Annotated in this window: 8 protein-coding genes; 2 read left to right on the forward strand and 6 right to left on the reverse strand. The window is 48.0% G+C overall.

Annotation, left to right across the window (positions count from 1 at the left end; all coding sequences use genetic code 11):
* The first annotated feature begins 16 nt into the window (after positions 1 to 16).
* Both CRN95_RS05090 and CRN95_RS05095 read left to right on the forward strand, forming a co-directional pair.
* The gene (locus CRN95_RS05090; RefSeq protein ID WP_097020263.1) at positions 17 to 2,794 is read left to right on the forward strand and encodes a TIGR02171 family protein; all 2,778 of its coding nucleotides are present in this window, start codon (positions 17 to 19) and stop codon (positions 2,792 to 2,794) included.
* Positions 2,791 to 3,798: a CotH kinase family protein gene (locus tag CRN95_RS05095; RefSeq protein WP_088631170.1), complete on the forward strand. Its 1,008-nt coding sequence runs from the start codon at positions 2,791 to 2,793 to the stop codon at positions 3,796 to 3,798. Before CRN95_RS05090 ends, CRN95_RS05095 begins: the two co-directional genes overlap by 4 nt.
* A gap of 419 nt (positions 3,799 to 4,217) precedes the next feature.
* Here CRN95_RS05095 and CRN95_RS05100 read toward each other — a convergent pair whose 3' ends face one another.
* The 6 genes from CRN95_RS05100 to CRN95_RS05125 all read right to left on the reverse strand — a co-directional run bounded on the left by CRN95_RS05100 (position 4,218) and on the right by CRN95_RS05125 (position 14,244).
* Positions 4,218 to 5,429, reverse strand: coding sequence for a glycosyltransferase family 4 protein (locus CRN95_RS05100; RefSeq protein WP_088631169.1), 1,212 nt, complete (start codon positions 5,427 to 5,429; stop codon positions 4,218 to 4,220).
* Between the two features lie 5 nt (positions 5,430 to 5,434).
* Positions 5,435 to 6,748, reverse strand: a complete 1,314-nt coding sequence (locus CRN95_RS05105) for a nucleotide sugar dehydrogenase (RefSeq protein WP_088631168.1) — start codon at positions 6,746 to 6,748, stop codon at positions 5,435 to 5,437.
* Between the two features lie 22 nt (positions 6,749 to 6,770).
* On the reverse strand, positions 6,771 to 8,141 hold the full coding sequence (locus tag CRN95_RS05110) for a nucleotide sugar dehydrogenase (RefSeq protein ID WP_088631167.1): 1,371 nt from the start codon (positions 8,139 to 8,141) through the stop codon (positions 6,771 to 6,773).
* Between the two features lie 90 nt (positions 8,142 to 8,231).
* Positions 8,232 to 11,009, reverse strand: coding sequence for a CotH kinase family protein (locus CRN95_RS05115; protein WP_235002884.1), 2,778 nt, complete (start codon positions 11,007 to 11,009; stop codon positions 8,232 to 8,234).
* Between the two features lie 118 nt (positions 11,010 to 11,127).
* Positions 11,128 to 11,961, reverse strand: a complete 834-nt coding sequence (locus CRN95_RS05120; protein WP_097020264.1) for an EamA family transporter — start codon at positions 11,959 to 11,961, stop codon at positions 11,128 to 11,130.
* Positions 11,962 to 11,964: 3 nt separating this feature from the next.
* Positions 11,965 to 14,244: a transglycosylase SLT domain-containing protein gene (locus tag CRN95_RS05125; RefSeq protein WP_088631197.1), complete on the reverse strand. Its 2,280-nt coding sequence runs from the start codon at positions 14,242 to 14,244 to the stop codon at positions 11,965 to 11,967.
* Between the last annotated feature and the right edge of the window lie 3 nt (positions 14,245 to 14,247).

Raw genomic sequence — 14,247 nt, forward strand, 5'->3', positions numbered from 1 at the left:
CTCTTTTTGGTGCATTATGGAAAAAACGAGCTATCTATTTATTCTGTTTTTATTGCTAGTGGGGGGCTGCGAAAACCATACCCTAGACATATCCGAAGATAAGCCAGAAGCTATTGACGGCATGATATTTGTCCAAGGCGGCATAGCCACACTCGGCAGCAACGATCCTGAATTCAAGGCCTCGGAACGCCCAGCCATGAAGGTTAAGCTGGATTACGACTTTTATCTCGCCATTCATGAATTGACCTGCGGAGAATACCGCGCTTTAGCCAAAGAGCAAAAACTTAAAGATTTCGGCAAATGCGAAAACGACAGTCTACCACTTGCAAACGTCACCTACTACGACGCAGTTCTTTACGCCAACGCCAAAAGCAAATCTGAAAATCGCGACACATCATACACATACTCCAAAGCGACATACGATAGCGAAGGGCACTGCACGTATTTAGATGCATTCGTATTCCATCCAGAAATAAAAGCCTACCGACTTCCCACCGAAGCCGAATGGGTTCTAGCGACATCAAAGGGCTGGAACCCAGCAAAGTTCAGTTGGAACGCAAACAACTCGGAATACCGCGCTCATGACGTATGCAGTGCGGGCGCAGACGCATTCGGGTTCTGCGACCTCGCCGGTAATGTAAAAGAATGGGTGAACGACTGGGCTGGGCATTTTCAAGACACGACCGTAACAAACTACGTCGGCTCCCTTGATGGAGGCGACCTAGGCGAGCGCGTACTCAAAGGCGGCTTTTATTCAGAGAAGCCTTCCGAAATGAATACCGTTGCCCGCGGCGATGACTACACCGTTGAAGCATCGACGCGCGCAGAACGCATCGGATTCAGACTTGCATTCGGTCAAATACCATCCCCAACTTGGCTTGACGCTAACGGCAAGGCAAAGACAAGCGTCGTATCCGCATTGGCAGACGCAGCCGCTCTCAAAAAATTAACCGGCACTTACAACGCAATTCTCGTCTTCCGCAATGATATCAGCGGAAACCTAGCCTACATCAACTACAACGCAGGAAACTTATCCGTAACAGAAATTTACGACTCCATCGAAGTCTATCATCCCGATATTTCTCCTGATGGAAAGCATGTCGCATTTTGCACCAAGCCCGAGGGAATCTCAGGAATATCAGAACTCTACGTGCGAGACCTGAACGCCAAAGGTACACATCGCATAAAACTGGATATCAAAAGCGCCGCCATCCCGCGTTGGCGTATTCAAGACAACGGCGACACCGTTATTGTTTACGTCACCGACGCCGGCAACAACAAAGACGAATCCGCATTCAAGGAAACGTCCACATGGCAAGTTAAATTTGAAAACGGCAAATTCGGCACACCTAAAAAACTTTTCAACGGAGCCTATCACGGAGGCATCAGCGAAGACAACACGCTAGCCATTTCAGGGGCTCGCCTCCTCCGTGCGCGTCTTGCTAAAAAGGGCTCGACCATTACAGAAAAAGCACGCGATACAATTTGGTACGACAAACAGCAAGCATGCAATGCTTCACTCGCCCAAGACAGAAGCAAACGCACGGCATTTCTCGACTTTAGCGGAGAGCCCGGCGAAGATTTTGTCGGGGAAAGCTATACCACACACGAGCGCATTTTCATCGCCGATAGCACAGGCAAATTAATCCAAAGCATTAAGTCCCCCAAGAGTTATACATTCGACCACAGCGAATGGGCAAGCAACGGAGAAACATCCAACATCGTTGCCACACTCACTAACATAAACGGCGCTCACACACAAATCGTACTTGTAAATCCTTCTGACAGTAGCATCCTTGAACTTGCTGAAGGAGTAGAACTTTGGCACCCGTGCCTTTGGGTCGAACACAAAACACAATCGTCCCAAGATGCAAGCAGCGAGTTCGTTCTTGACCCCGACAGCGCCGGCGTTTATTACACATCAAACGCAAGTGCTAGAGCCTTAAAATGGCGATATAAAATGGAGGTTCTATGGCAACATAAAGATTCCGCCAATATTGCTATTATGGGATCATCTCGTGCATACTACGGTCTCGACCCCACACTTTTCTCGGCTCCAATTTATGCAATTAATATCGCTATGGTAGAAAATACTATACAAGGAGTACTAAGTTTTGCCAATAATTATATCATTCCTCACATTAAAAAACTTAAATGCATCATTCTCAGCACTGATTTAGATAGATTCAACTCTCGTGGAGGGTTTTGGAATAAAGAAGCATGGACTTTGCCCGGATACGCGTACGATCGAAACCATGACTTTTGGTCAATTAATTTTCCTGAAAGCCTTCTAGAAAAAACAAAAAAAGGGTTAGGTGACGAGGAGTATGTAAAAAAGATGTTGCCTTATAAAGGGTATTGGCACCATGCAAGTTATGATTGGAATGAAAATCCATCGCCCTCCAATGATAGCAATTGGTTTGATTTAGATTCAACTCGTTTTTACAGCAATTTAAAAGATTTAGAATCCTTGATTGAGTTAGCTGAAGAACACAACATCTGGGTTATAGCCGTCGAGGTTCCACAGAATCCAAATTACAACAAAACAGGCGCGTATGGGAAATATGGACTTAGAAGAAGTATTGCGCCAAGATTACTCAAATCTATCAATAATTTATCAACGACCCACTCCAACTTTATTTTTATAGATGAATACAACATGGGCGAAAACGACTACACAAGCGGTGTTTCCAATGACGATGATCACCTGGGAGATAAAGGGGCAGAACTTTTAACTTTCCGTATAGATTCCCTTATCAAAACTCTAGACATAGAATTCAAAAGTTCAAAATGATCCATAGCAACATGCGCATCCACAGCCTTCATTCTTTTGGCGCAATCGTGCTGTTTCTTGGTCACAGCATTTTGAGCGGTTGCAGCGACAACGCTTTAGACAACGCTACAGAATACGACTTTTCTCAACTTAACGCCCCTAATCGAGAAACACCTCAGACCATACCAGAGCTATTCATTTACGCCAATCATATAAACAGCAGCGATTACACGGACGCCTACTTCTACCTTTTTGATGCAAGCACCCACTTTTCATATTTCTCCCCCACAGAGGACTTCGAAAGTTCGGGGCATATCAAAATACGCGGAAATTCAACATCACAAAGTCCAAAGAAACCTTACAATATCAAATTCGAAAAAAAGACAAACCTTTTCGGCATGGGCAAAACCAAAAAATGGGCTTTACTTTCCAACCCCTTCGACCCGACGCTAATCCGCAACAAGCTGATTTACGATCTCGCCAGCAACTTGTCATTCATTTATTCGCCAGAATCATACTTCATTGATGTTTGGGTCAATGACACGTTCATGGGCAACTACCAGATTGTCGAGAAAATCGAATTTCAAAAGAGCCGCATCCCCTACGATGTCGATAACGGCGATTATCTTTTTGAACTAGTCGATAGCGAGAAACGCAACAAGGCAGACGACGTCTATTTCCGCACTCCCGTGAACCATCTTCGCATCACCATGACAGAACCCGAAGACCCGTCCTCCAAGCAAATGTACGATTTTCAGGAGAAGATGGAACGCATTGAAAACGCCATCGCAACCCAAGACTTCTCGGAATACGTCAAATACGTAGACCTGAGATCCATGATTGATTACTACTGGATCGAAGAATTCGTCAACGACCCGGATTTACACACTGGCTCGCTATTCTTCACCATCCACAACGGAATCATGAGAGTCGGTCCCGTTTGGGATTTCGACTTAACCCTCGGAAACACCAAATCCGAGAAACACTTCTCTACGGAAGGAATCAACGCACAAAAATACTGGTAGCGAGAGCTCATTCGCGACCCCTCGTATCAAAAGATCGCTTACGAAAGATACCTGCAAATCGAACCTTATTTCGACAACCTTGCCAACGATCACGAACTTGGCAAGAACAAGATTGACTCCATTCTTGATTACTTCAACGAGTCCTTCCGCCGAAACTACTCCGATTCCGGGTGGGCCTATTGCGGCTCGCAAAAAGATAACGAAAAAAGGCAGCTCAGCTGCCCTTACAATCCCATTCCCCAGCCGACATTCGATGAGAACATCAAGGTTTTGAAAGAATGGATTACTGATAGAAACAAATACCTTAAAGCAACCGCATCTCGCAAATTAAAGAGCTTGAAAAATATAGAACTTACGCTAGACCGGGCGCTTGAAATTCAGGATTCCATCTTCTCAAGCCACTAGGTCCGTATAAAGTTCTACATTCCCAAAATCTTCTTGTAAGCGCTAATCAACTTCGGTTTTTCGTAATCCCAGCTGAGTTCGTTCTGCACGCGCTTGCGGCCAAAGTCGCCCATTTCAGTAGCCTTTTCAGGATTATCCAGGAGCCACAGGATCTTATCGGCAAAGTCGTCCGTATCGGTATTCTTTGCGTAAAGAGAAGCTTCCTGAGCCGAGAACCTGCCTTCCTTGAGCGTAAACTGCACAATCGGCTTTCCAAACGCCATGTACTCCATAATTTTGTTCATGGTGGACTTGTCATTCATCTCCGAAGGCAAATCCGGATTCACGCAAACATCGGCCGTATTCATCACGTCAGCGAGGTATTCATCACTCACGCGACCCGGGAATTCCACGTAATCGGTAAGCGCCATCGTCTTGTTCAATTCGCGAAGCTCTTCCAAAGACGGGCCTCCGCCCATGATGCAGAAACGGATGTCCTTGCGGCCTTTCTTGTTTACGATGTAATCGACAGACTTGAGCAAAAGATCAATGCCTTCCTGCTTGCCCATCACGCCGATATAACCCACCAAGTACTTAAAGCCATTCTTGACTTCCGGCTTGGCTGGGCCAATCTTCAACTTCGAAAGGTTCGGACCGCTGCGCACGATCGTTACGTCTTCTTCGCGCTTATGGCCACGGCGCATCGCAATTTCCTTGTACGATTCATTCGTGACAATGGCATGCTTTGCGAAATGGTACGTCAAGCGTTCCACAAGAATCATCGCACGGTAACCAAAGCCCTTCTTGCCAAACTTTGCAATCCAGAGTTCCGGATTGATATCGTGATGGTCAAAGAGGAATTTGCAACGAGTAAACGTAAAGAACAGGAACGCAGCAATGAAAATCAAGTCAGGCGGATTGCAGGCATGAATCACATCCTGCACACCCTGCTTTCGAAACACCTTGAACAGGAGGCGCGTTTCGTGATACAGAGCGCAAAAATATTCCTTGAAATAATCAAGCGTTCCCTTCGCTTCCGGCAAAGGATGGCGATAAATCTTGATGCCCTCGAGTTCCTCGTATTCCTGAGGATACTTTTTTGTCTTCGGGCAAATAACCGTCACTTCGGCACCAGCTTCATGCAAGGATGTCGCTTCCTGCCAAACACGGCGGTCAAAAGGCACCGGGAGATTTTCAACAACAATGCAAACTTTCTTGCCAGAAAGTTCCTTCAAAGACTGTTCCATAGAATTTACCAGCAAAAGCCTTCGTAATTAGGAAGCGTTTCTACAGACGAATCTTTCAAGCGCACCAAGTCCAAGAAATGGATTCCAGGATTCTTGCGAATAAGTTCTGGAATTTCCGGATTTCGAACCGTGATAATGACAAGCGAAGCCGATTCCACGACATTCTCGACATTCTGTACCAGAAGCGGTAACAAGTGCGGAATTCTCTTGTTGAGTTCGCGCAAGTTCGTTTCTTTTTCGCGGGCGATATTCAGATAGCGGTCGTAAATGCTCAAGGAGCAGCCCTTGCCAAGCACACCTTCGGCCAAGCGGATTGCAGCCGAATTGCGCAGGTCATCTGTCCCCGCCTTGAACGTAAGGCCGACAATACCCACAGAGCGCACGCCAATCTGCTGCACGCGTTCAAGCACGCGTTCAATATGCCTGTTATTGCTGCATTCAATCGAAGAAAGCACAGGAACTTCAACCTGGTTGGATTCAGCCAAAAAATTAAGGCCGCGCAAATCCTTCGGAAGGCAGGATCCACCATAAGCAAATCCCGGCTTGAAGTAATACGGCGAAATATTCAGCTGCGTATCCTTGCAGAACAAGTTCATCACGCTATGGCTATCGATATCGAGCTTTTTGCAAATGGCACCAATTTCGTTACCGAACGTCACCTTCAGAGCATGGTACGAGTTATTGACAAACTTGATGATTTCAGCAACCTTCGGTTCGACTTCGACAATTTCGCTACCAAGGGATTCGTATATACCTCTAAGGCTATCCAAAGCACGGCGGCTATTGCATCCAATCACGGTCAACGGCGGATTCAGATAATCAGCCACAGCCATGCCTTCGCGGAGGAATTCCGGGTTCGAGGCCACAGCAAAGTTAATGCCTTCGCGCTTGCCCGAAATCTTTTCGATCAAGGCCGTTGCAAGAGCGTTCGTTCCAGGCGGAACCGTACTGCGGATTACCACAATATGGAACGTCGACTTAGAACGGATAGCCTCGGCAATCGAACGCACGGCAGACATCAGATACGTTGTATCCAGGCGTCCATCTGGAGCATTAGGAGTGCCAACGCACAAGAACGAAATATCCGTTTTAGTAACAGCCTCGATAGCCGAAGAAGTCGCCGAAATGAGTCCAGCTTTATAGCCGTCCTGCATTACCTCATCAATATCGCGTTCAACAATAGTTGGGAGACCTGCTGCGATTCGGTTTACTTTACTTGCGTCAACATCGCAGCCAACAACCCGGTGTCCGAGCTTGGCCAAGCAAGCGATACCAACGCACCCTACATACCCCAACCCGAATACGCTAATAGAAGCCATAATCCATTTACTCTCTAATAAATTACTCTGCCTTACCCTTACCAATGCTAGTCACTTCAAACCCAATTTTGCGAAGTGCATCAGCATCAAGAATATTACGACCGTCAAATACAAATGCGGGCTTTGCCATCGAGCTGTAAATACGCTTCCAGTCAAGTTCGGCAAAGCACTTCCATTCCGTGCAGACGACAACGGCGTGTGCACCTTCTGCAGCCTTGTACGGGTCTTCTTCAAAAGAAACCTTTTCAATGACATCCTTCAAGTCGCGCTTGGCATCAGGAATAGCCTTCGGATCCGTCACGACAGGCAGCGCATGTTCGGCAAGCAAATCGCGCACAACGAGGTTTGCCGGGCTTTCGCGGGTATCACCCGTATTCGCCTTGAACGCAAAACCGAACACGGCAATCTTCTTGCCTGCAATCGTATTGAACATCGTTTCGAGCATGCGGTCCACAACACGGTGCGTCTGCCACTCGTTAATCTTCACGACGCTTTCCCAGTAAGCAGCCACTTCCGGCAGTCCGTAATATCCGCAAAGGTAAACGAGGTTCAAGATATCCTTCTTGAAGCAGCTACCACCAAAACCGATAGAAGCCTTGAGGAATTTGGAACCAATGCGGCGGTCCTTGCCCATCACGTAAGCCACTTCATCGACATCGGCACCGGTGCGTTCGCAAAGGGCACTGATGGAGTTAATGGAGCTGATGCGCTGTGCAAGGAAAGCATTAGCCGTAAGCTTCGTGAGTTCTGAACTCCAGAGGTTCGTCGTAAGGATGCGGTCACGCGGCACCCAGTGGGCGTACACGTCCACAAGCTTCTGGCAGGCAGCGAGGCCCGATTCCGTCTGATGGGAGCCAATGAGCACACGATCGGGCTCAAACAAGTCGTTGATGGCTGTACCTTCGGCGAGAAATTCCGGATTCGAAAGCACTTCAAAGTGAAGGCCCTTGTCGTTCGAATTCAAGATGCGTTCCATGGCAGCGGCCGTGCGTACCGGGAGCGTAGACTTTTCGACGATGATCTTTCCTTCGTCAGCAATTTCCAAAATGTTGCGTGCAGTCTTTTCCCAGTACTGCAAGTCAGAAGCCTTACCGGCACCGTGACCAAATGTTTTTGTCGGCGTATTCACCGAAACGAAGATGATATCCGCTTCCTTGATGGCAGCAGGGATATCCGTGCTAAAGAACAGATTACGGCCACGGGCACGCTTTACAACATCATCCAGGCCGGGTTCAAAAATCGGAAGGTTTTCGCTATTCCAGGCATCAATACGAGACTGGTTAATATCAACAACGGTGACCTTGACATCGGGGCACTTGTCGGCAATTACAGTCATGGTGGGGCCACCGACATAGCCAGCACCAATGCAAACGATTTTAGTATCAAAACTCATGATGTTACAAGATAGCAAATACCACTTGTAGGTTTTTTCGCATTCCGTAAAAAGTGCGTTTTTTGTAAGCTATAAGTATGCCCAAACGGCCTATTTAAAGAGCGCCGTGACCGTACTTGCGTATTCTGGCTGTATAATGCGCTTCGGACTTGTTTCGCCATCGCTCCAACCTACAAAAGTACTTCCTGTTTCGGCTTCTGCATACAGAGTCACCGGGAATCCTTCAAAGAAGTCCACCGTCAATTTCGACGATTCGACAGGGAGATTGTGAACGAGAATCCGTCCCGGGCCATCGACAGCCAAAGTTACAGGAGCCACCGCGCCCAATTCAAAATATTCCTGAAGTTCGCTAGTCAATGTCGACGCTCTATTTCGAATAAATTCCTTAATCTTTTCAAGTTGATCATCCATTTCAGATGCATCATGTTCCCATCTTTTTTGATCGTGCGGAATTTCCGATTCAATTTCAGACATCATCTTATCCACGCGAGCAAGGACTTTTGAGCTTTCAAAATTCATCTGCAGAAGTGTCGCCATGCGATTGATAAAGGCCGCCTTGAATCCTGGATTTTCAAGCAATCGGCGCAACAGCAAAGTATGTTCAGGGCCATTCGGCCATGAGTAACCATTTTCTTCCGTAATAAATTTAAAAATGTTGTACGTAAACATACTGTTTCCGCTGTCGAAACCAAAATCTAAGTCATAAAGGAACCATTTCCATTTTGTCTGTAAGCTTGTATTGCGCCACTTCTTGAGGTTATTCGCCGGCCAGTCGCGATTGTCGGCATACAGCTCCGTATGCACGTAATTGAGATAATTGTCAACATCCATTTGCGATGTCACATATGCATAATTTTCTTCATCATCCAGATTATTCGATTCAATCCAGTCCATTAAAGCGGCATAATCAATGGCATTCCCAGAAGACGCCTTATTATTCGCATCCAGCAGGTCGATTGCGTCAGGATCCATCCCGTAATGCGTTTCAAAATAATGTTCATTAGAACGCTCGCGGATATCATGGATGCCATAATATTCACCATTGTAATAGACCACGGCAAAGCGCCCACGCTGATAGTCCACGCCAAGACCCTCGCTTACAGAACTGGCAAGCCTATCGCGGATATAGTCCTTTCCAAAATTGTTGCCGTTATTGCGCAAAATAAAGCTCTTAAACTTTTTCAATCCCGGAAATTCGGGGAAAAGATTGTAATCCAGACGCTTGTCGCCATACTGTTCGCGGAAGGTAATCGCAACGGACTTTTTCTTTTTGATACGGCTGTAGTTTCCAAATATCTTGAGTCCGGCAGCTTTTGCAAAGGCTGGTTCACTTGCACCCGATTCCATCAATTCGATAAACACCGGGATTTCCTTATCCTGCCAATAATTGGAGCCGTAATAAGGCGAGACTTCATTTGCTCCGGGGCCCTTCACATAAATTCCGGAATCAGGATCGAAAAGCGAATTCGGATTTGCCGTCAGGAACACCGCCGGAACAGACGGAGCCTTTTCAAAGACATAAGTACGTACAAGCTCTTCTCCGGGAAGCATTTCAGAGACAAATGACGCACAACGAATCGTCATAGTAGAATTCACTTTTAACGAAGTCACCACAGAGCTTTCTGCCGTAGGAAGATCCCCCCCTTTTGCACAGCGTACAGCAGCGCTTTGCGGGAACGTCAACGTAAACGAGTTCGTATAAAAGCCCGAAGAAGGGGCTACCGTCAAGGAATCCAGCGCAGGCGAGCGCGTCGACACCACAGCCCCCACAGTAAAATCATAAGGAGTAGGTTCACTATAGCCAAAGCTTGCCGTAGTTCCATCATCCAAAGTTCCTAGCGACCACGACTTTTCAGACGGCAGATTGGGATAGTCGACAAAATCAAGGATCTCTCCATTACCATCCAGCAGATAAATGTTCCCACCGTTTTTTTCAAGCTTGAAATTTGCATGCGGTTCATGGCCACGATTTCTGGCGATGTACGAAAACGCCTTCATCTCGACTTCTTGCATTTCCATATCTTCGGGACTAAAACGAGTACCGTAGATATGCTCCAAGTCAGGGTACGAGCCCCCCTGCGGCAAGACCAACCGGTACACCGTCGAAGAATCCCCCGTTCCGGTAAGCACATACTCATAGCCCTTCCAGTCATCGACATTGGGCTGCGCAAGGCGCATAGAAACCTTGCGGTCCTTTGTAATGTAGGCGTTCAACAAGATTTCATTCGTACTCGAAATATCGATATCGTCCGTCTTATCCGAAGAACCCGTCCCAACAAAAGCAGAAATTGAAGACCAGCCGAGCAAGTCATTTTCCATCAAGCGCATTTTTGCGCCAAACATGGACTTACCTTTTTCCTCGAAGCAGAATTCATCCTTGCCTTCGAGCGGATCCGCATAGCTTTCACCCGGAGTCTCTTCATTTTGTGCATCCGTCCACACCCAGCAACCAGGGCCAACCATACTGATCGTATCATGCGGAGCCACGAAATCAGGCAAGTTCTTTCCAGACATGAATACAACCATAAACGAATTCGGGGCCATCAGCACATTGCCGAATTTCCACTTCAACGGATCCTTGGCATCATCCGTCAAGTACATACCCGACAGATTCACCGTATCAGAAGACCTGTTATAAAGTTCAATCCACCCGGCATCGCCACCTTCATGGTCTTCGTACACCAGGTTCACGGTATTAATTTCAGAAATGACAACTGGAGAATTCCCCGAAAACGGGGGCTTTGCCACCGGCAAATACTCCACTCCAGGTTCTTCAGATCCTGTGGTAATAACAGGGTTCGAATCTGTACACGCAGCTAAAAAGCCAAGCGTCCAGAACAGCAAAAATAAAGGGGAAATTTTTTGCACCACACACCTCAAACATCCGAATTTAAATATATATGCAGTTTAAGGTGGTATAACTTTTTAAATGAATACTTTTTAGGCGGTTTTTACATGCACAGGCCACTAAAACACTACACAAAGCTTACTTTTTCCTTCGCGGTCTGCGAACAATAAATAAGCACGCCCCAATCAGCACAAGCGACACAGAAATCACCTTGCCCATCGGAAAAGCCTCATAGAAAACGAGCGCCCCTGCAAGCGTAGGCACAGCAGCCCCGACCGCAGCGCTGAACGGGATAATGAACAATGCACGCCCGCGCGAGAACGACACCTGCGAATACAAGAATGCAATGCCGTAAGTTGCCACATAGCCAAGCGTCCTAAAATCCAAAATCAAGTTCGCCACCGACGAAAATTCGATATTGTCGAGGTCAAAGTCCATCGCGAGACTCTTGTAAAAAGCAGCCGAAAGACCAAAGCCAACGCCCATGATGAGCGAATCCACCATCTCGCGGTCCTTCACCCAGAGGTGAGCGATCAAAGTCGCAAAACTGAGTCCGCCCGCATACAGCCAAAGCGTCCCGATATTTTGCACCGCCGTCGATTCCCCGAGATTTTCGACCGAGTAAAGGAGGCCCGCCACGACAAAGCAAATCGCAACGACAATGCGCTTGGTCAAGACCTCTTTCAAAATGCAGAATCCCATCAGCGCCGTCAGCACCGGATTCAAGACCATCATCGGCTGCACCTGGCTCAAGTCATACTGGGCCATGGCAATGTAATAGCCAAGCGTTGCAAGCCCCGAGCAACCAATACCTAGCCACCAGAACTTATTTGTGACAACGCCCTTGAAGAATTCCCAAGGTCTAGAGGTGCCGCCCGTGCGCTTGCCAACAGCAGACACCCCGGATTTCTCCAGGATGTTTCCACAAGCAAATAAAAACGCAGGACCGATTGTCAAGAGCAGGAAAAGCATCCGCTAAATCCCGTCATAGATTTCTTTGTAGATCCAGTAGTTTCCCATGACGCGCTTGACGTAGTCGCGGGTTTCCCAGTAGCTGATTTCTTCGACGCGCAAATCCCACGGGAGGCCTTCGCTTTCAGACTGCCAGCGCTTCGTCGGCTTCGGGCCCGCATTGTAGTTGCAAAGCACGTACATGTAGTCGTTCTTGTATTCGTCCTTCAAGTCCACCAAGTAACGAATACCTAGGCGGATGTTCATGTAGGCGTTATACAAGCGTTTCGGATTAAAGCCCGAGATTTCTTCCTTGTCGGCAAGCATCTTGCCCGTCGCAGGCATAATCTGCAAGAGGCCGCAGGCGCCCGCAGGTGATGTAATCTGGAAATCGAAAATCGATTCCTGACGCATCACGCTATACACAAAGAACGGATCAATGCTCGTGCCCGAATAGTAAACCACCGGGTCAGCATACGGGACCGGGAAAAGGTAATGCAGCACATCAATCGGCGGCGACATAAACAAGCGCCTATCCATCTTTGCCTGGAACTGGCGAGCAAGCCTGTAACCGGCAGCCGTTTCGCCCATTTCATAGAACAGCTTTCCGTATTCGTACAAGAAGTCCATGCGCTTGAAGTTTTTCTTCTTGATTTCTTCATAGAGCCTAAAGGCTTCTTCTTCAAAGCCGTAGAGGAACAGCTTCTTGATGCGTTCGTAACGTTCCTTGCTATAGGAGGCGTCCGGCTTTCCGAGCTTGTTGACCGAACGGATCCAGTCCATCGTTGCGGCATGGGACATCGGCACGCCATGAGCGTACGGAATCTTGTCCGCAGGCAACAGCTTATTTTCCAAGAGCTTCATGCGGCTGCGGTGCGCGTAATACGAAAGCGGGAAATCCTTGATACAGTCGAGGTAAGCGGCACGGGCAAGAGAATCTTCACCCATCTTCTTGTACGTATCGCCAAGGAACATCCTAGATGCGCTACCGCTCCAGAGGAACGGATCCTTCGTCGCATCACGGAAATATGCAGCCGCTTCAACCCACATGCCACGCTTAAAGTAGCAGTAGCCAATGCGGAATCTCGCCCACTGACGCTTCAAATTATTCTTGAAACGCTTATGGAGGAGCTTTGTATAGCATTCAATAGCCTTGTCGTACATCAGCTTCTGTTCGAACTCAAAACCGCGCAACCAGAGGTTGTTGGCGTTTTCGGTACTGAACTGGCTTACATCCTGCAAAAGCGAATCGTAGCTGTGGATTTCTTCGTCAAACAGCCCTGCTGCTTCCTTGCGATAAAGCTTCAAGATTGCCTGAATCCAGGACGGACGCGGTTCCACATTCTCGATCAGGTAACGGTACTGTTCAATGGCGGCATCACTGCGGTTGAGCGCACGCAAGGCTGCAGCACGCTTTTCCCACAAGACTATGCGGGTGTTCAAATCAAGCGTACTCTTCTTTAAACGCGCATAAGCCGGATCGTCGAGCACCACAACTGAGGCCGGATTTTTCTGAGCCTGCTGTGCATCCATAATCTGGATGGAATCAAGCAGCACGAGGCAGTTTTTCATCTCGTCCTTCGTGCAGGCCATCTTGGCATAAGCGACCTTTTCGGCAAGCGATTCCGGGGCGCCAAGGACTTCTCTCAGGCGGCGGATTGAAGCATAAGCCGAATCCTTGTACGAAGTACGGCTCGTCAAAAGCTTCATGTACATGCGCTTCGCCTGCTTCAGCTGGTAGGAATCTTCCAAGTAGCGGGCATAGCGGTACTTCAGCGGGTCCACATCGTCGCCATCTGGGTTTCCATTGAGGAACACCATCAGGGAATCTGCACGGGCCACATCGTTCAACGAGAAATCCGCCATCGAGGCTTCAATTCTCAAGCGGTCCGCCGCATCGCGCCAAGCCCTGTCATTTTCCAGGCTCTTTTCGAGGCGGAGCGTTTCGCGCATCTTGGCATACTTTTCCTGCTTAAAGTTCGCCTTCGCCATGCGGAGCACGACCGTTCCAAGCAGTTCCGGTTCACGATGGCGCAAGGAATTATAAGCCGCATAGGCGCTATCCCACTGGCCACTGTAATAGTAATAAGCAGCACGCGCAAAATCACGGTGGTTCTGCGAAATCGAAATATCATTCATCGTTTTCTTGGCACGCGCAGCGCGGACAACGGCATCCTGGAACTGATCCGGAGCGATCATTTCCTGATCCGAGAACGGAGTCTTGTACAAAGAATACACCGAGCCATCCACCTGTGCACACACGGCGGCTGCACATGCAAGTAATAATGAATAAAATAATTTCATCGG

The sequence above is a fragment of the Fibrobacter sp. UWB16 genome (genome assembly GCF_900215325.1).
GTDB lineage: Bacteria > Fibrobacterota > Fibrobacteria > Fibrobacterales > Fibrobacteraceae > Fibrobacter.

Coding starts and splice junctions, on each gene's coding strand:
- CRN95_RS05090 (WP_097020263.1), top strand. CDS start 17: ATGGAAAAAACGAGCTATCTATTTATTCTGTTTTTATTGCTAGTGGGG.
- CRN95_RS05095 (WP_088631170.1), top strand. CDS start 2,791: ATGATCCATAGCAACATGCGCATCCACAGCCTTCATTCTTTTGGCGCA.
- CRN95_RS05100 (WP_088631169.1), bottom strand. CDS start 5,429: ATGGAACAGTCTTTGAAGGAACTTTCTGGCAAGAAAGTTTGCATTGTT.
- CRN95_RS05105 (WP_088631168.1), bottom strand. CDS start 6,748: ATGGCTTCTATTAGCGTATTCGGGTTGGGGTATGTAGGGTGCGTTGGT.
- CRN95_RS05110 (WP_088631167.1), bottom strand. CDS start 8,141: ATGAGTTTTGATACTAAAATCGTTTGCATTGGTGCTGGCTATGTCGGT.
- CRN95_RS05120 (WP_097020264.1), bottom strand. CDS start 11,961: ATGCTTTTCCTGCTCTTGACAATCGGTCCTGCGTTTTTATTTGCTTGT.
- CRN95_RS05125 (WP_088631197.1), bottom strand. CDS start 14,244: ATGAAATTATTTTATTCATTATTACTTGCATGTGCAGCCGCCGTGTGT.